We start from the raw sequence: 17,487 nt of genomic DNA, 5'->3' as shown, positions 1-17,487 counted from the left end.
CACACTGGTCATGAATTAAAAACTCATTTGCATATGATTCACTTCATATGCACCAGGGTGGACTTCGATAACGCTTGTTTAAATTTTAATTTAATTTACCACAACATTGTTTATATTTTTTACCTGAACCACAAGGGCAAGGATCATTTCGTCCTACTTTCGGTGCTTCACGACGATAAGTTGAATCGGACTGATCTTCTTCTGAAACATCTGTCATCGTACTTGCAATACCTTGTGCTTCAGGATGATTAGCTTCCAACTCTTGAGGACGCTCGTCAATTTGCTGTTGTTCATAAGCATCTACATCATCTGAGCCTTGAATTTGAACCATTGAAAGTGTTTGAACGGTTTCAAACATAACCTCATCCAAAAAGGCTTCAAACATTTCGGCTGACGATGCACGGTATTCTTGGAAAGGATCTTTTTGGGCAAAGCCTTTCAAATGAATCCAGCGACGTAAATAATCCATTTCATTTAAATGTTCACGCCATTGTTTATCTATCGTTCTCAATAAGACTTCTTTTTCAAAATGATGGCGTGTTTTTTCATCAATCACGGCCATTTTACTTTGGTAAAGAGCTTTGGCTTCCGCAATGATTTTTTCACGCAATTTTTCTTCGAATAATCCTTTATCTTCTTTCAACCAATCAGAAATTGGAAAAGTTAACCCTAAGTCTTCTTGCAGTTGTTTTTCCAGTCCAGGGATATCCCATTGTTCTTCAATACTGCCTGGCTGAATAAAGCTTGCCATCAGCGTTTCAATGACGTTTTCACGTAAAGAATCAATAATGTCAGACACATTTTCTTCTTCCATCAGCTCATTACGTTGAGCATAAACCACCTTACGCTGTTCATTTGAAATATTGTCAAATTTCAATAAGTTAGCACGCTCATCCTGATGCATTCTTTCGACTTGTTTCTGTGCGCGCTCAATCGATTTCGTTACCATATTGTGCTCAATGGCTTCGTCTGATTTCATCCCTAGGCGACGCATCATACCCTTCACTTTTTCAGAAGCGAATCGACGCATCAATTCATCATCTAAAGACAGATAAAAGCGCGTTACCCCTGGATCACCTTGACGCCCAGAACGACCACGTAATTGGTTATCAATGCGACGTGATTCGTGCCTTTCAGAACCGATCACCATCAAGCCACCATTTTTCAGCACTTCGTCATGTCTAACTTGCCATGCCGCCTTAACTTCTGCGATTTGCTCTTGCGTTGGATTATCCAAAGACTCGATTTCCATGTCTAGGTTACCCCCTAACACGATATCGGTTCCTCGCCCCGCCATGTTCGTTGCAATCGTCACCGCTCCTGGACGACCTGCTTGTGCAATAATGGTAGCTTCTTTTTCATGTTGCTTCGCATTCAAGACACTATGCGGAATCTTTTCTTTTTCAAATAAAGAAGCCAATACTTCAGACATTTCAATGGAAGCCGTCCCCACTAGAATTGGCTGCCCTGTCTTGACCACCTCTTTCACTTCTCGAACAATAGCTGCCAATTTGCCTTCGATATCTAAAAACACTAAGTCTGGCAAGTCTTTTCTCTGGGGCTCTTTATTAGTCGGAACCACGACGACTTCCAACTGATAGGTTGAAAGGAACTCACCCGCTTCCGTATCTGCAGTCCCCGTCATCCCTGACAATTTAGCGTATTGTCTAAAGTAATTCTGGAATGTAATCGAAGCATAGGTTTGGCTTTCAGCCTGAATTGGGACACCTTCTTTTGCTTCAACCGCTTGATGTAATCCATCGCCCCAACGGCGGCCAGACATTTTACGCCCTGTAAATTCATCGATGATAACCACTTCGTTATCTTGAACGATGTAATCTGTATTCTTTTCAAACAGCAAATGCGCTCTTAAAGAGGCATTCACATATTTCATTAAACTGATATGCTCGGCATCATAGAGAGAATCACCTTCCTCGAGTAACCCCACTTCTACCAACATTGCTTCAACTTTTGAGTGACCTTCATCGGTTAAGTGAATTTGTTTCGACTTTTCATCAATGGTGTAGTCACCGCTTGATGTTTTAGTTTCAAGGTCTTCTTCCCCTCTTTCCAATCCAGTGACTAAAGGATTCATTTTTTGATACAAATCCGACTTATCTTCAGCTGGCCCAGAAATTATAAGAGGTGTTCTCGCCTCATCGATTAAAATGGAATCGACTTCATCGACAATTGCGAAGTTTTGCCCACGCATAACACGCTCTTCCGCGAAGATTGCCATGTTGTCACGCAAGTAGTCAAACCCAAATTCATTATTGGTTCCGTAGGTAATATCTGCATTATAGGCTTCTTGCTTTTCTGCACTGGTTTGGCCTGACAAAACAACCCCTGTTGTGAGTCCAAGAAAACCATATATTTGCCCCATCCAGTCAGCATCACGAGAGGCTAAATAATCATTAACGGTAATGACGTGAACGCCGTCACCAGATAAAGCATTTAAATAAGCAGCAAGGGTAGCAACAAGTGTTTTCCCTTCCCCTGTACGCATTTCAGAAATATTACCATCATGCAGAACCATTCCCCCAATTAACTGAGTGTCATAATGGCGCATTCCCATGACTCTTTTACCAGCCTCTCTCACAACGGCAAATGCTTCAGGTAGAATCTGATCTAACGACATGCCTTCGGCAAGCTGGCTTTTAAAATAATCGGTCTTCGCTTTAAGTTCATCATCTGAGAGCTTAGAAAAAGCTTCTTCAAAATCATTAATCTGTTGAACTTTTTTGCGGTATTGTTTAAGCAGTCGTTCATTACGACTACCAAATAATTTTTTGAAAATATTAAGTGCCATTAGCGCTTGAATCCAATAAAGAGTTTAGTTGCATAAACCTTATTTCACAGGGTTACACAGGGATTGATAGAAAAGGCTGAACAATGCCGAACCGATATAATAAAACATCATTTTACGAGTTATCGATCACTTGTAAAGCACTACTGCTATTTTAGTAAATGCTGATTATTCTAACACATTTAAGAGGATGAAAAAGTAAGGAGAATCACGGAGAATTTGAATCAGCGATGTAATATAGAAGGTTCAATAAATAGACAACGAACGGATCACTCCTTTAAAAAAGAATGATGACTCTTTAGGCTTTATAAAACGCACCCTCTAAAGTGCGTGTTAGACAAGAATTTTACTGCTTCCATACTGAACAGGTGGCTCTTCATCATCATAAGTAACCAATTCATACGCAGCTGGATCTGCAATTAAAGCTCTCAATAGTTGGTTATTTAAAGCATGACCAGACTTATGCGCTGTGAATTCACCGATAATAGGATGACCCGCCATATATAAATCTCCTACGGCATCCAGAATCTTATGACGCACAAACTCATCTTTATCTCTCAGGCCTTCCTGATTCACAACCCCATTCTCATCCAACCCAATCGCGTTATGTAATCCGGCCCCCAAACCAAGGTTTTGAGCTCTAAGCTTTTCCATGTCTTTCATAAAACCAAACGTTCGGGCACGACTCACTTCCTTAAAGTAAGACGTTGAAGAAAAGCTAAGCGTCATTTTTTCAGCGGTTTGATCAAAAGCAGGATGATCAAACTCGATTGAAAAATTCAGCCGAAAGCCTTCATAGGGATTAAACTCTGCCACACCACCTTTATCGTTCTGAACCTTGACTTGTTTTTTGATGCGTATAAATTTTTTCGGCGCTTCTTGTAATTGAATACCAGCCGATTGCAGTAAAAAGATAAAATGCGAAGCACTTCCATCCATAATCGGAACTTCATCAGCCGTAATATCAATATACAAATTATCAATGCCGACGCCAGCCAATGCTGACATCAGATGCTCAATGGTGGCGATTTTGACTTTTTGCCCATCATGCATTTGCACAATTGTTGTACAAAGAGTCGTTTCTTTGACCAACTCAGGGGAGACTGGAAATTCAATAATAGGGGTATGATCAATTCGACGGAACACGATTCCCGTATTCACCGGAGCTGGACTCAACGTCATAATTGATTTATGACCGGTATGAAGCCCAACACCTTTAGCTTTGATCGGATTGGCAAGAGTTCTTTGTTTCACGCGATTGTCTTCTACTTTATTTAAGCAAACTATAATCGGTGAATTTTAACACAGATAACAAACTGCTCATTCTAAAAATTCTTACTAAACCAGCTTTTCATTTTTTCAAGAATAGATTCTTTATCTAAGGATAATTCACTTGATTTTTCTATGGAAAAACGCGTTCCCTGATGTTCTTTTGCATACATTAACAAACCGACCGTCGTCGCAAAGGAAGGATTACACACCTCTTCTTTAAGCCCTGAGACATCATGAGGCATGCCCAAACGAACAGGCATATGAAACACCTCTTCAGCAAGTTCTACAGCACCTTCCACCAAAGAACTCCCCCCTGTCAACACGATACCGGCAGCAATTTTATTTTCAAAGTCTGTACGACGCAGTTCTGCTTGAATTAACTGAAAAAGCTCTTCATAGCGCGGCTCTATCACTTCCACCAAGGTGTGGCGCGACAAGCATCTCGCTGGACGATCTCCTACACTAGGCACTTCAATTTCTTCATCTTGGGAAATCAGTTGCGGTAAAGCACAAGCATATTTTTTCTTGATGTCTTCTGCAGCCTGCTTTGGGGTTCTCAGCGCCATTGCGATATCATTCGTGACTTGGTCTCCAGCAACCGGAATAACTGCTGAATGTCGAATCGCACCATTTTGAAAAATCGCGATATCCGTGGTTCCCCCGCCAATGTCGACAAGACAAACACCCAATTCTTTTTCGTCTTCAGACAACACCGCTTCTGATGAAGCCAATTGTTCTAAAATCAGGTTATCTACCTTCAGAGAACACCGCTCAACACATTTGGTAATATTCTGTGCAGCACTCACCGACTCCGTCACCATATGGACTTTTGCTTCTAGACGAACTCCAGACATCCCAATAGGTTCACGAATGCCGCCTTGGTTATCAATCATAAACTCCTGTGGCAGAATATGAAGAACTTCTTGGTCACCTGGGATCGCAATGGTTTGCGCCGCATCAATGACTCGTTGAACATCTTCCTCTTGAACTTCTTGATTACTGATTGCAACCATTCCGTTTGAGTTAAAACTACCGATATGACTTCCCGCAATACCGACTGAAACCGATTCTGCTTTTATGCCAGACATTCTTTCCGCTTCATCGATCGCTCGCTGAATCGATTCGACGGTTGAGTCAATATTAACAACAACTCCCTTTTTTAACCCTTTGGATGGATGAGTTCCCATGCCAACCACTTCAATACCACCATCTTCTTTCACTTTGCCGATGATTGCCGCAATTTTTGAAGTACCAATATCTAAACCGATCACAACATTGGCGCTGGGGTTTTGTTGCTTTCTTGCCATTCGTTTTTCACCTTTAAATTGGATAATGCTAATACAAGCGATTTACCATTTTCTTACTTCTGAGTATCCTCTAGTCTACTCTTCTGGCCTTGTTTTCTGCTTGATAACAAAGCCATTACTATATCGTAAATCAAATACTTGTGCGAATTTTCTTAATGCTTGCTTGGTCTTTGGAAGTGCCCGCGTAAACCGACTTAACTTGGCTTGCCAATCTTCGTTGTCTAACAACACCGTTACCCCTGATATAAAATGGATATTCCAACTCCCATCAGGTTGTTGCTTTAACGCATCAATCGTCCAATCAAGCGGTTTAAACGCATCTTGAAACGTTACCAAATCGTGCAATATCTGTCTAGATTGCAAAGGGTTCCCCTCTAATGCAACCCAATCCTTGAATGGTGCAATGTCATGCGGATAAAAGATGTCACCGGATTGGTTTAATAAACCATCCTCGCTCCAACGGGCAACGGGCTTTTGCTCTTCTAACGTAATAATAACTTTATTCGGCCAGCGTCGTTTCACTGTCGCCTTATAAACCCATTCTAAATGTAGTAAATCAGCATGTAGCTTTTCTAAATCAACACGCCAAAACGATTCTCCAATATAAGGCTGAACAATCGCCTGTACGGTTTCAGGGGAAACTCTTTCTAACTCACCATTCAATTGTGCTTCAGTCAACACTCGTGCAGGTGAAAAGAAAATCCAAACCGCAACCAAGATAAATAAACTTAAAATCAACGCTAAAGATATTTTCTTTTTCACCGTAAAATAAGCCTCGTTCGTTTAAGGCAGTGTTAACGAAATCAACTTTAACACCAGTTTTGAAAAACTTAAATCAACTGCCTTCGCCGCCATTGGCACCAAACTGTGATCAGTCATACCAGGAACAGTATTAATTTCAATCAACCAAGGTTGATCTTGATTGTCTAACATTAAATCTACTCGACCCCAATGACGCGCACCAGTCGCATCAAAGGCCTGTAATACTTGCTTTTGAATCGCTATTTCTTGGTTAGTATCAAGGCCACAAGGACATAAGTATTCCGTACTGGTCGATTGATATTTCGCATCAAAATCATAGAAATCATGGTCGGTTTTTAATTGGATCATCGGCAGAGCCTCCCCATCCAGCACCGCACAAGTAAATTCTCTGCCAGTAACCCATTGCTCAATTAAAATTTCTGAATCATATTGCTGCGCAAAATCGACCGCTTCTTGTAAAGCATCAAGCGTATCCACCTTGCGCATTCCAATACTTGACCCCTCATGACTTGGTTTAACAATGACCGGAAAAGTTAAATCAAACCCTTCAATCTCCAAAGGCTGCGAGGGAGAGACGACCTTAAAGGCTGGCGTAGGCAATCCAACACCTTTCCACAGCCACTTAGTCCTAAGTTTGTCCATGGCAAGCGCAGAAGCTGTCATACCACTTCCGGTGTAAGGTAATTTCAATGCATCTAACACAGCTTGAACGCCACCATCTTCTCCCCAGCGTCCGTGCAAAGCGATAAAAGCTCGGTCATATTGTTGCGCAATCTCAATTAGCTGCGCCACAGAGGTCACATCACAGCCAGTCGCGTCCACACCTTCATCTTTCAATGCTCTGACGACCTCGGCCCCGCTTCGAAGAGAAACCTCTCTTTCTGCGGCAACGCCCCCCATTAAAACCGCAACTTTTCCTAGGCGCTTTATAAGATCTTTTTCTTGATCGCTTGATTGCTTCATAAATTCACTTTAACGTCCAAAATACTATATCAATGGGCTTCTTGCTTCCAATCACGTGCAAGCTGACCAACATCTCCGGCCCCCATGACCAGAACAACATCCTCTTCTAACAAGAGGGTTTCCATTAACTCATTCAATTGCTGTTGCCCTTCTACATGAAGGTTTTCTTTATGTCCACGCAAACGCATCGCCTGCAGCAACGCTTTAGAGTCAAAGGCTGCAATCGGCGTTTCTCCAGCAGGGTAAACATCCAACAACACTAATAAATCGGCATGTTGTAATGCTTGAACAAACTCATCAAATAAATCGCGCGTGCGACTATAACGATGTGGTTGAAAAACCAACACCAATCTTTTTTCGGGAAAAGCCATCCGAGCAGTCGACAAGGTCGCTTCCAGCTCAGTTGGATGATGACCATAATCATCAACCAACGTGACATTTTTATGACCTATAATACGATTCGGATATACTTCAAAGCGACGCCCAACACCTCCGAAACTAGCCAAGGCTTTTTGAATCGACTCAACAGTAACATCCAATTCCAACGCTACCGTAATAGCGGCAAGAGCATTTAAAACATTATGTTTTCCAGGCTGGTTCAACACCACATCAAACTCAGGAAGGTCTTTAACTTTAACCTTGAAGTGCATACTGAGGCCCTGATGAGTAACCTCGACCGCTTGAATATCTGCGGACTCCGAAAACCCATAAGTTCGAATTTTACGAGACAATTTAGGCAACATATTCTGAATATTTTGATCATCAATACAGACAATCGCAACGCCATAAAAAGGGAGGCGATGAATAAATTCAATAAACGTTTGTTCGAGATTAAGATAATCGCCCTGATACGTTTCCATGTGATCTTCATCAATATTAGTGATCACGGACATCATAGGAGATAAATGTAAAAAAGAAGCATCAGATTCATCCGCTTCCGCAACCAAGTATTGACTACTGCCTAAGCGTGCATTTGAATCAAATTGATTTAACTTACCACCAATCACAAAAGTGGGATCTAACCCTCCTTCTGTCAAAATAGCGGACGCCAAAGACGTCGTGGTGGTTTTACCATGTGTTCCAGCGATGGCTATTCCAAATCGCATCCGCATGAGTTCAGCCAACATCGCTGCTCTTGGAATAACAGGGATTCGACTTTCTTTGGCAAAACAGACCTCTGGGTTATCTTTGGCTATCGCGGTTGAAACGACAACAACATCGCTGTTTTTGACATGCAAAGCATCATGATTGAACTGAATCAGCGCGCCTAAAGAGATTAAATGACGAATGGTCGGGTTTTCTTTTAAATCAGAACCGGAAACAGTAAAGCCTAAACTCAGGCAGACTTCAGCAATACCTGCCATACCCACGCCACCAATTCCGACGAAATGAATTTGTTTAACTTGATCTTTCATTCTATAAAGGACACCTTTCTAATAAGTCATATCATACCGATTTATAAGATTTCAGGTTAAAAAATACGTATATTTTTTACCCCCTATTGTACTTAACAAGGCGTGTGACAAAATAAAAACAAACTTCATCTAGTTTCATTTTCTAGCCGTTAAAATACTATTTTGAGTTTCTAGAGATAGGATGAATTTGCATCAATGAAGGGATATTTTAGCCAGGCCTGGTTGAAGATTAGACTCAACAACAGGTTCAATGACAGGCTCAGGAACAACCCAATAAGATTGCGCTAAAATTGCAGCTAATTCAGAAGGCTTGTTCAAAGGGGCGGTAATTTCAAAGTGAGAGAGAGATGAACCATTAACAAACCCTGTTTCTTGAGCAGCTTGCACCATACCAATAACTTCTTCAGAACCTTCACCAACCAGCTCAGCTGCATCCGGATTCCAGTAGACTACTTTTATAGTTTGATCGTCCAAACCTGGTAGAGGTACAAGTTCTAATCGTATCCAGTGATAGGGTTCTGATTGCACGTCTCAACTCCCGCCATTTACTACGTAGTTATACTAGCATATCAACCGCTTCTTTAATAGAGCCAATCAAACGATCAATATCTTCAGAGTTGTTATAGACACCAAAAGAAGCTCGAATGGTAGCCGGCACGTCAAAGTGCTGCATAACAGGCATGGCGCAATGGTGACTGGCTCGAACAGCGATACCATCCTGATCCATCAACGTCGCCATATCATGTGGGTGAACCCCATCAATCACAAAAGAGATAACCCCTCCCTTGTTGGCTGCCTGACCAATAATTTTCAAGCCGTCGATTTGTTGTAATTTTTCGGTTGCTTCAATCAATAGCTGATTTTCATACTCAGCAATTTTTTCCAAACCGATCTCCAGCATAAAATCGACAGCAGCACCCAAACCAATCCCACCTGCAATATGAGGCGTACCGGCTTCGAATTTATATGGCAATTCATTGTATTCAGTTTTATCAAAGGTCACTGAGTAAATCATGTCGCCACCTCCCTGATAAGGAGGCATTTCATCTAATAACGCTTCTTTACCATAGAGCACACCAATACCGGTCGGACCATACATTTTATGAGCGGAGAAGGCATAAAAATCACAATCTAACGACTGAACATCTACTGCCATATGGGGAACGGCTTGCGCACCATCCAGTAACACTTTAGCACCAGCGTCATGGGCTAGCGCTGTCATTTCTTTAACTGGGTTAATCGTACCAAGCGCATTTGACATATGAACGACAGAAACCAGCTTTGTCTTCTCTGACAACAAAGCTTTATAATCCGTCAGACTCATTTCCCCTTGGTCATTGATTGGCACGATCACTAACTTAATGCCAATTTGGTCTCTTAACAACTGCCACGGAACAATATTGGAGTGATGCTCCATTTCGGTAATTAAAACTTCATCACCCGCAGCTAAATTTTCTCGCCCCCAAGTCTGAGCCACAAGGTTAATCGCTTCTGTCGTGCCTCGAACAAAGACGATTTCTTTAGTCGACTGAGCATTTAAGAAGTGCTGAACTTTTTTACGAGCGCCTTCATAAGCTTCTGTGGCGCGTTCACTTAATCCATAGACACCGCGATGCACATTGGCATTTTCTTCACGGTAATAATGATCAAGCGCTTCAATAACTTTTAAAGGCTTCTGAGAGGTCGCACCGCTATCCAAATAGACTAATGGTTGGCCATTTTCCTGTAATTTCAGAATGGGAAAAGCATCTCTAATATCAGAAAATTTCATGTATTAATATCTTAAAGTAGGTGGATAAAATAATCGTATTATTGCTTTGCCAATTTACGACTAATAATTTCTGTTAACCAATTACGTAAAGCTAAATTAGAAACACTTTCTAACGGTTCCAACAAAAACGCGCGCGTAATCAACTGCAAGGCATCCGCTTTACGAATCCCTCGAGCTTGCGCATAAAATACTTGCTGCTCATCAATCTGACCTGAAGCACACCCATGTGAACACTTCACATCATCTGCATAAATTTCCAATTGTGGCTTAGCGTCGACTTTTGCAGTTTTTGATAACAATAAGTTTTTATTATCCATTTGACCGTCAGTTTTCTGCGCCCCTTTCACAACATGAATCATGCCGTTGAACACCCCTCTTGACTGGTCATCCAAAACCAATTTATGCAACTGACGACTGTCACAGTGCGCTGCTTGATGCGTTGTTGAAGTACGAGAATCAATAACCTGCTTTCCAGTGCCTAAGCCAATCGAATTCTGCATACTTTCAGCATGTTCACCTAACATCATCAAGTAGTTTTGATGACGCGAAATCTCACAGCCTAACCCGACATAGTTAGTTTCAATCACGGAAGAAGCGGCTTGTTCAAAAAACTGATTCGCAAAATAAAAACTATCAGCGTTCATATCTTGCAACACAATTTGTTTAAACCGTGCATTGTCTGCGACGGTTACTTTTACCAAATCATTAACCAAAGCACTTTGCCCATCGTCTAACGAAACAAACTGCTGAATCAACATCATCTCAGAATTTTCCGCCAGATCAATCTGTGTTCGCAGATTAATCAATTGCTCTGACTGTGTTTGCACATGCAAGATATGGAGCGGTACTTGTAACGCTTGTCCTTTTTCTAGAGAAAGCGTCAACCCCTGATCTAACAGCATTTCATTCATTAACTGAAAAGCATCTGCTTGTTCTGCTAAGTTAATGGATTGAATCGCATCGGCATCAGCCATTTCAATCGACAATGCTTCCGGAATAAAATCAAAACCAGCAGAAAGCTCTTCTGAAAAAACACCGTCAATAAACGTCAAACGAATCGCATCGAGTTCTGGCAAAAAGGGTTGAATTTCAGTCAACGTAACGGATTTGGCTGATTTAACCTCAAAAGTATGCTTAAAAAGTGGCATTAAAGCAGTGTACTGCCAATCTTCATCTTTTCGAGTTGGCAACCCTTGGCTCAAAATTTTTTCTTGAGCAGCTTGTCTTTTCTCTATCAGCGCTTCCGCTTCGGTTTGTTCATTCAACTTTTGAGATTCGGCTACCAGCTGATCTAGCAACTGGCGAGCCGCAGGGCTCATTTTAGGCGTCGCAGCTAAAGTCATGTTCCACCCTATTTAGAATTTGTTTGGATTGCGTTATGCGCTTGAATAATATCGTCATATCCTTTCTCTTCAAGCTCATGAACCAGTTCAAAACCGCCTGACTTTATAATTTTTCCATCATATAAAACATGGACATGATCTGGCTTGATATAATTTAAAAGGCGTTGGTAATGTGTCACTACAATAAAGCTTCTATCCTCAGATCTCAGAGAGTTCACCCCATTGGCGACAACTTTCATAGCATCAATATCCAGCCCGGAGTCAGTTTCATCCAAAATACATAACTTCGGCTCTAATAATGCCATTTGAAAAATATCATTACGCTTCTTTTCACCACCGGAAAAACCAACATTCACAGAACGGTCCAACAAATCTTTGCGCATGTTCAGCAACTCGATTTTTGATTGCGCATATTCATCAAAATCAAACATATCAAGTGCAGGCAGACCTTTTTCTTCACGAATCGCATTTACTGCAGTTTGCATAAATAATTTATTACTTACACCCGGGATTTCAACAGGATACTGAAACGCCAAGAAAACCCCTTTACGAGCACGATCTTCCGGATCAAGCTCTAACAAATCTTCACCGTCAAAAGTTGCATGGCCTTCAGTCACTTCATAGTCTTCTCGACCTGCCAAAACACTGGATAACGTACTTTTACCCGCACCATTGGGTCCCATAATGGCATGCACTTCACCAGGCTTAACTTCAAGATTTAGCCCTTTCAGAATCTGCTTACTTTCATCTTCAGCAACTTGTGCGTGTAAATTTTCAACTTTTAATAACATTTTTTCTCTCTCTAAACGTTAAGAGGTTTGCGTTTCTAAAATAAGGGGAAATAGGCCTTTTGGATAAATGTCTTATCCAACTGACCCTTCTAGACTAACGGCTAATAATTCTTCTGCTTCTTGCGCAAATTCCAATGGCAATTCACTGAAGACTTCTTTACAGAAGCCGTTTACAATCATGGAAATCGCATCTTGCTCACTGATACCACGTTGCTGACAATAAAAAAGCTGATCTTCACCAATTCGAGAAGTGGTCGCCTCATGCTCCATCTTCGCAGTTGGATTTTCAACTTCGATATACGGAAAGGTATGCGCCCCACACTGATTACCAATCAACATGGAATCACACTGGGTAAAATTTCTTGCCCCTTCCGCGGTTGGTAAGATTTTAACCAACCCACGGTAGGTATTATCAGATTTACCCGCAGACAGGCCTTTTGAAATAATCGTGCTACGCGTGTTTTTACCAATATGAATCATCTTTGTTCCGGTATCAGCTTGCTGACGTCGGTTTGTCAATGCCACAGAATAAAACTCGCCAATTGAGTTATCGCCTTTTAAGACACAACTTGGATACTTCCACGTAATGGCTGACCCTGTTTCTGCTTGCGTCCAGGATAGTTTTGAATTTGCACCTTCACAAACACCTCGCTTGGTCACGAAATTCAAAATCCCCCCTTCACAATCTTCATCCCCTGGATACCAGTTCTGAACGGTTGAGTATTTCACTTCTGCATTTTCATGCACAATTACCTCTACCACCGCAGCATGTAATTGATAGGTATCACGAACCGGCGCTGAACAGCCTTCTAAATAACTGACATAACTGTCTTTTTCAGCAATCAGAATCGTTCTTTCAAACTGTCCCGTTTTGGCTTCATTGATACGGAAATAAGTTGAAAGATCGATTGGAGACCGAACCCCTTCTGGAATATAAACAAAGGTACCATCGGAGGCGACTGCGGAATTCAAGGCAGCAAAATAGTTATCATGATAAGGAACAACCGACCCTAAATACTTTTGAACCAATTCAGGATAATCTTGGACCGCTTCTGAAAACGAGCAAAAGATAATGCCTAGTTTAGCAAGGTCTTCTCGCTTGGTTGTCGAGACTGAGACCGAATCAAAAATCGCATCAACCGCAATATTGGTTTTTTCTGACGTCTCATCGCCATAAACAGGCACCCCTAGCGCAGCAAACGCTTTTGCTACTTCAGGGTCCATTTCAGGTTCTGCTGCATCTGCCCCATCCGTTTGACAATGATCACCACAAGCAGAACAATCAGGTGCAGAATAATAACTGTAGTCCTGATAATCTAAAGGCTCGTATTCAGCTTTCGCCCAGTGCGGCTCTTTCATGGTTTTCCAATGTTCAAAGGCCTTTAAACGAAAATCCAACATCCATTGTGGTTCATTTTTTTTAGCCGAAATCGCACGAACAACGGTTTCATTGAGCCCTTTTTCAAAGGTCTCAACCGTCGTTTGCGTATAAAAGCCTTCTTTATAGCCTTTATTCTTGCTGAGCAAATCATTTATTTCTTGATATTGAGTAGCTTCTGACATCTTAATATTCGTTTTCAACTAACCTAATTTAATTTCTGACCATTCTAGTCGGAAATTACTTTTTTGTCCACTGTTATTATCAAAAGGAAAACGTTGAAACACCTTGTTTTCCAAGCAAATACGGGTTTTTCCTTAATATTTCAATTGGCTTAATAAACACCATCATCACAACAAACTGGCATCCATAATTTGTTGCAACCACTCCTTATCTAAATTCAATCCTTCGATTTTCAGCCAACCCGATTCATTTTCAAGCTCACCAGCAAAAGTATCCCAGCGATTTACCGTTCCTTCAAGCGCCACCGGATTAACATATTCCGTGGTTTTTACAACGCCTTGCACTCGCCAGAGCTTCATTCCCAGGTTTTGTTTTGAAGCATCCAACCCTAACAACAGATGATCAAGATTGGTTAAATGCGCACCTTGCGTATAATCATAAACAAAGTGCATGCTTTCATAATGCGCTAAAGGAGAGAGCGTTTTCAGTGACTTAAATATTTCATCAACTGAAACAGCACTTCCAAAATTCTGCCAATCCCAATCGGAAGGCAACCCTGTTGAAAACCAACGAAAACGGGGAAGCAGTTCTTGATCGCCAATATTCTTTGCTAACCAGCTTTGCCAATAAGATTGTGTCACCAGATCAGCCTGATCGACAAAACTTAAAATAACACCAGAACTCTGTACCAGCATTTGCTTTAAAACTTGCTCCGCCTCTGCACTGTCTAACTTAGATCGGATATCAATCAAGCACCAAACTTTACATGATTGAAACGATCTTAAGTCGGGCGAAAGCGTGCTGGTCAAATCCAATTCAAAAACGGGTACTGATGATGACTGCTTCTCAAATTCAAATTTAAAGCGAGTCTTCCCTACCCCCGGTAACCCTGTCAATAAAATCGCTTGAGTCATCGTGCTAAACACTCCTCATACTGCATGGCTAAAGCCTTCATAAAATCAACATAATTTTTCGACGACTCGAATCGCCCCATCGGGTCCAGCGACCCAATTTTCACGTTCAATCCACTGATAATATAAGTCAACTGATTGTCGGAAAACTGAGGCTCTTTAAAAACGCATTGAACTTTTGCTTTTTCAATCAGTTGCCTTAACTGTAAAACACGCTTAATCCCTGGCTTGACCTCTGTAGAGACCTGAATCGTTCCTAGGTTATTCAACCCATAAGGCTTTTCAAAATAATAAAATGCATCATGCAACACTAGGTAGGGCACGTTTTTGACCGGTTTCAATAACCCTTTAATCTCGTGGTCTAGCTGGTCCAGCTCTGACAATATCTGTTTTGTTTTATCCGCTGTTTCTTGCGCTTCAGAGGGCTTTAAATCTTGCCAGGCCTGCCCGATGGCTTTTAGCATCAAAGTGGCATTTTTAATCGACAACCAGATATGAGGGTCTATATGATCATGATGATGTTGCGTTAATGCCTCTTTAGAATGCTCTTCTAAAAGCACCTGTTCACGGCTGGGTAAAACAGCCAGGCCTGGCTGTTTTTGCATCGCGATATGACGGGTATGGACATTTTGTTTTAAAACCTGTTGAATCGGTTTTTTCGCCCAAAGATCCACCGTGTTACCGACGGTCAAAATCAAATCGGCATCATAGAGCGCTTTGAGATGAGATGGACGAAACTGAAAATGGTGCGGAGACGACCCATAGGGCAATAGCACTACTAATCGGTCCCCTTTACTGAGATAGGGCTGAACTAACGCGGCTAAAGGCGGAATCGTTACCGTAACTTGTATTGCCTGAGCTTGTAAACTCATGAACAACCCCATCAGAAAAACTAAGTGTTTCACAAATACCTCTTTACTTAATCTAAGTAATACCAAACATTATTGAGTAGAAGTTCCTATTTTTCTGTCCATCCATTAGAATAAAGACTATGACAACAACACCTTTAATTACCGCAAAGAATATCAACCATGCCTACGGCGATAAAACCGTTCTCAACGATATTTCTTTGACACTCCATCCTAATGAAATCGTGACTCTTATTGGTCCCAATGGGGCAGGAAAATCGACCCTGCTAAAAATTTTATTAAACCTGATCCAACCCTCTTCAGGGCAAGTTCATCGTAAAGCAGGATTGCGTATTGGGTTTATGCCCCAAAAAATACAGGTCGATGCATCAATGCCCTTAAGCGTTCAACGTTTTTTAGAATTAGGGTTAGCGCGCCGCTCACAAAACCTGTTTAACAAAAAAGCGAATGATACCACAGAGCTCTATGAAATCATTAATGACCTGAAGTTAAACGATTTGTTAAACCATCCAATTCAACAAGTCTCCGGTGGAGAAATGCAACGCATTTTGCTCGCTAGAGCGTTACTCAGACAACCCGAACTGTTGATTTTAGATGAACCGGTTCAAGGGGTTGACTTACAAGGACAAACCGAACTTTATCACTATATTAGTGAGATTCGTCAAAAATATGGCTGCGGCGTCTTGATGGTCAGTCACGATTTACATATCGTCATGAAAAGCACGAATAAGGTCTTGTGCTTAAATCAACACGTATGCTGCTCCGGCCTGCCACAAGCCGTCTCTGGAAACCCCGCTTTTCAAGAAATATTTGGCCAGGGCTTTGAAGAAGTCGCGCTTTATGAACACCATCATGATGACCGCGTTTGCTCGCATACACACGGACACACAGACACATGATAGATTGGCTACTGAACCCTCCTCTATTTTTACTGCTTGCTCTACTGGGGGGTGTTTTAATCGCTTTAATCGCTGCACCACTTGGCGTTTTTATGGTCTGGCAAAAACAATCTTACTTTGGCGCCGCGCTAGCACATTCGGCCTTGCTCGGAGTCAGCTTTGGGTTGTTTATTGAACTCAACCTTACCGTGGCAGTAGTTTTGATCTCACTGGCTGTCGCGCTTGGCATTCATTTTTTAAAAGAAAAAACCCGGCTTTCATCGGATACGTTACTAGGGATTTTGGCACATAGCACCCTGGCCATTGGGTTAATCATGCTCAGCCTGCAGTCTCAGGTTCAAATAGATATCTTTTCTTACTTATTCGGAGATATTCTAAGTATAGATTCAACCGATTTAATATTTATCCTGCTATTGGGCGCTCTGGTCAGTCTATTTTTCTGGTTTCATTGGCATGATTTACTGAACGCCACACTGAATGCAGAGCTCGCGCAAATCGAAGGCGTCCCGACGCAGAAAGTTCAGCTTTATTATGTTCTGTTACTCGCTTTATTAATTGCAGTGGCAATGAAGATTGTGGGGGTTTTACTGATTACCTCTTTATTAATTATTCCAGCAGCCGCCGCCAGAAAATTCGCCAGTTCTCCTGAGCGGATGTTGGTATTCAGTATCATTTTTGGTCTTTTCTCCATTTTGTTTGGCTTGTTGGGATCCATTTTATGGGACATACCAACCGGTCCAAGCATTGTCACGGTTGCGACATTGATTTTCGTCGTCAGCTTACTTAAAAAAGAAAATGTTTAGACCGTAAAAACAAA

Annotated in this window: 15 protein-coding genes; 2 read left to right on the top strand and 13 right to left on the bottom strand. The window is 41.6% G+C overall.

From position 1 onward, the window contains the following. Positions 1–85: 85 nt before the first annotated feature. The 13 genes from secA to P8629_RS02240 all read right to left on the bottom strand — a co-directional run bounded on the left by secA (position 86) and on the right by P8629_RS02240 (position 15,807). Positions 86–2,809 carry a preprotein translocase subunit SecA gene (secA, locus tag P8629_RS02300; protein ID WP_278164077.1) on the bottom strand — a complete coding sequence of 908 codons (2,724 nt, stop codon included), beginning with the start codon at positions 2,807–2,809 and terminating at the stop codon, positions 86–88. A 330-nt stretch (positions 2,810–3,139) separates the two neighbouring features. After that, positions 3,140–4,060, bottom strand: a complete 921-nt coding sequence (gene lpxC, locus P8629_RS02295) for a UDP-3-O-acyl-N-acetylglucosamine deacetylase (RefSeq protein ID WP_278164076.1) — start codon at positions 4,058–4,060, stop codon at positions 3,140–3,142. 71 nt (positions 4,061–4,131) lie between these two features. Beyond that, positions 4,132–5,385: a cell division protein FtsA gene (gene ftsA / locus P8629_RS02290; protein ID WP_278164074.1), complete on the bottom strand. Its 1,254-nt coding sequence runs from the start codon at positions 5,383–5,385 to the stop codon at positions 4,132–4,134. A 75-nt stretch (positions 5,386–5,460) separates the two neighbouring features. Then, positions 5,461–6,147: a cell division protein FtsQ/DivIB gene (locus tag P8629_RS02285; protein WP_278164073.1), complete on the bottom strand. Its 687-nt coding sequence runs from the start codon at positions 6,145–6,147 to the stop codon at positions 5,461–5,463. 21 nt (positions 6,148–6,168) lie between these two features. Continuing rightward, complete coding sequence (locus P8629_RS02280; RefSeq protein ID WP_278164072.1) at positions 6,169–7,110, bottom strand: D-alanine--D-alanine ligase; 942 nt, start codon at positions 7,108–7,110, stop codon at positions 6,169–6,171. A gap of 29 nt (positions 7,111–7,139) precedes the next feature. Beyond that, positions 7,140–8,525, bottom strand: coding sequence for a UDP-N-acetylmuramate--L-alanine ligase (gene murC / locus P8629_RS02275; RefSeq protein WP_278164071.1), 1,386 nt, complete (start codon positions 8,523–8,525; stop codon positions 7,140–7,142). A 192-nt stretch (positions 8,526–8,717) separates the two neighbouring features. Beyond that, on the bottom strand, positions 8,718–9,053 hold the full coding sequence (locus P8629_RS02270; RefSeq protein WP_278164070.1) for a hypothetical protein: 336 nt from the start codon (positions 9,051–9,053) through the stop codon (positions 8,718–8,720). Positions 9,054–9,081: 28 nt separating this feature from the next. After that, positions 9,082–10,296 (bottom strand): cysteine desulfurase, encoded by a 1,215-nt coding sequence (locus P8629_RS02265; RefSeq protein WP_278164069.1) that lies wholly within the window; start codon positions 10,294–10,296, stop codon positions 9,082–9,084. 38 nt (positions 10,297–10,334) lie between these two features. Beyond that, positions 10,335–11,639, bottom strand: a complete 1,305-nt coding sequence (gene sufD / locus P8629_RS02260; protein WP_278164068.1) for a Fe-S cluster assembly protein SufD — start codon at positions 11,637–11,639, stop codon at positions 10,335–10,337. Positions 11,640–11,647: 8 nt separating this feature from the next. Beyond that, the gene (sufC, locus tag P8629_RS02255; RefSeq protein ID WP_278164066.1) at positions 11,648–12,430 is read right to left on the bottom strand and encodes a Fe-S cluster assembly ATPase SufC; all 783 of its coding nucleotides are present in this window, start codon (positions 12,428–12,430) and stop codon (positions 11,648–11,650) included. Positions 12,431–12,502: 72 nt separating this feature from the next. Continuing rightward, positions 12,503–13,993 (bottom strand): Fe-S cluster assembly protein SufB, encoded by a 1,491-nt coding sequence (gene sufB / locus P8629_RS02250; protein WP_278164064.1) that lies wholly within the window; start codon positions 13,991–13,993, stop codon positions 12,503–12,505. Positions 13,994–14,158: 165 nt separating this feature from the next. Then, the gene (locus tag P8629_RS02245; protein WP_278164063.1) at positions 14,159–14,905 is read right to left on the bottom strand and encodes a hypothetical protein; all 747 of its coding nucleotides are present in this window, start codon (positions 14,903–14,905) and stop codon (positions 14,159–14,161) included. Beyond that, positions 14,902–15,807, bottom strand: a complete 906-nt coding sequence (locus P8629_RS02240) for a zinc ABC transporter substrate-binding protein (RefSeq protein WP_278164062.1) — start codon at positions 15,805–15,807, stop codon at positions 14,902–14,904. Before P8629_RS02240 ends, P8629_RS02245 begins: the two co-directional genes overlap by 4 nt. An 86-nt stretch (positions 15,808–15,893) precedes the next feature. Between P8629_RS02240 and P8629_RS02235 the strand changes: the two genes are divergently transcribed. Further along, on the top strand, positions 15,894–16,670 hold the full coding sequence (locus P8629_RS02235) for an ATP-binding cassette domain-containing protein (RefSeq protein WP_278164059.1): 777 nt from the start codon (positions 15,894–15,896) through the stop codon (positions 16,668–16,670). After that, on the top strand, positions 16,667–17,473 hold the full coding sequence (locus P8629_RS02230; RefSeq protein ID WP_278164058.1) for an iron chelate uptake ABC transporter family permease subunit: 807 nt from the start codon (positions 16,667–16,669) through the stop codon (positions 17,471–17,473). Before P8629_RS02235 ends, P8629_RS02230 begins: the two co-directional genes overlap by 4 nt. The last annotated feature ends 14 nt before the right edge of the window (positions 17,474–17,487 follow it).

Source organism: Hydrogenovibrio sp. 3SP14C1, from assembly GCF_029625905.1.
In the GTDB taxonomy this organism is placed as follows: domain Bacteria; phylum Pseudomonadota; class Gammaproteobacteria; order Thiomicrospirales; family Thiomicrospiraceae; genus Hydrogenovibrio.
The sequence above is the reverse complement of the archived record's forward strand: the minus strand, read 5'-3'. Positions and strand labels throughout refer to the sequence as shown.

What these genes read in the sequence shown, in the direction of transcription:
- secA (WP_278164077.1), bottom strand. Translation starts at nt 2,809, where the DNA reads ATGGCACTTAATATTTTCAAAAAATTATTTGGTAGTCGTAATGAACGA.
- ftsA (WP_278164074.1), bottom strand. Translation starts at nt 5,385, where the DNA reads ATGGCAAGAAAGCAACAAAACCCCAGCGCCAATGTTGTGATCGGTTTA.
- P8629_RS02280 (WP_278164072.1), bottom strand. Translation starts at nt 7,110, where the DNA reads ATGAAGCAATCAAGCGATCAAGAAAAAGATCTTATAAAGCGCCTAGGA.
- murC (WP_278164071.1), bottom strand. Translation starts at nt 8,525, where the DNA reads ATGAAAGATCAAGTTAAACAAATTCATTTCGTCGGAATTGGTGGCGTG.
- P8629_RS02265 (WP_278164069.1), bottom strand. Translation starts at nt 10,296, where the DNA reads ATGAAATTTTCTGATATTAGAGATGCTTTTCCCATTCTGAAATTACAG.
- sufD (WP_278164068.1), bottom strand. Translation starts at nt 11,639, where the DNA reads ATGACTTTAGCTGCGACGCCTAAAATGAGCCCTGCGGCTCGCCAGTTG.
- sufC (WP_278164066.1), bottom strand. Translation starts at nt 12,430, where the DNA reads ATGTTATTAAAAGTTGAAAATTTACACGCACAAGTTGCTGAAGATGAA.
- sufB (WP_278164064.1), bottom strand. Translation starts at nt 13,993, where the DNA reads ATGTCAGAAGCTACTCAATATCAAGAAATAAATGATTTGCTCAGCAAG.
- P8629_RS02245 (WP_278164063.1), bottom strand. Translation starts at nt 14,905, where the DNA reads ATGACTCAAGCGATTTTATTGACAGGGTTACCGGGGGTAGGGAAGACT.
- P8629_RS02235 (WP_278164059.1), top strand. Translation starts at nt 15,894, where the DNA reads ATGACAACAACACCTTTAATTACCGCAAAGAATATCAACCATGCCTAC.
- P8629_RS02230 (WP_278164058.1), top strand. Translation starts at nt 16,667, where the DNA reads ATGATAGATTGGCTACTGAACCCTCCTCTATTTTTACTGCTTGCTCTA.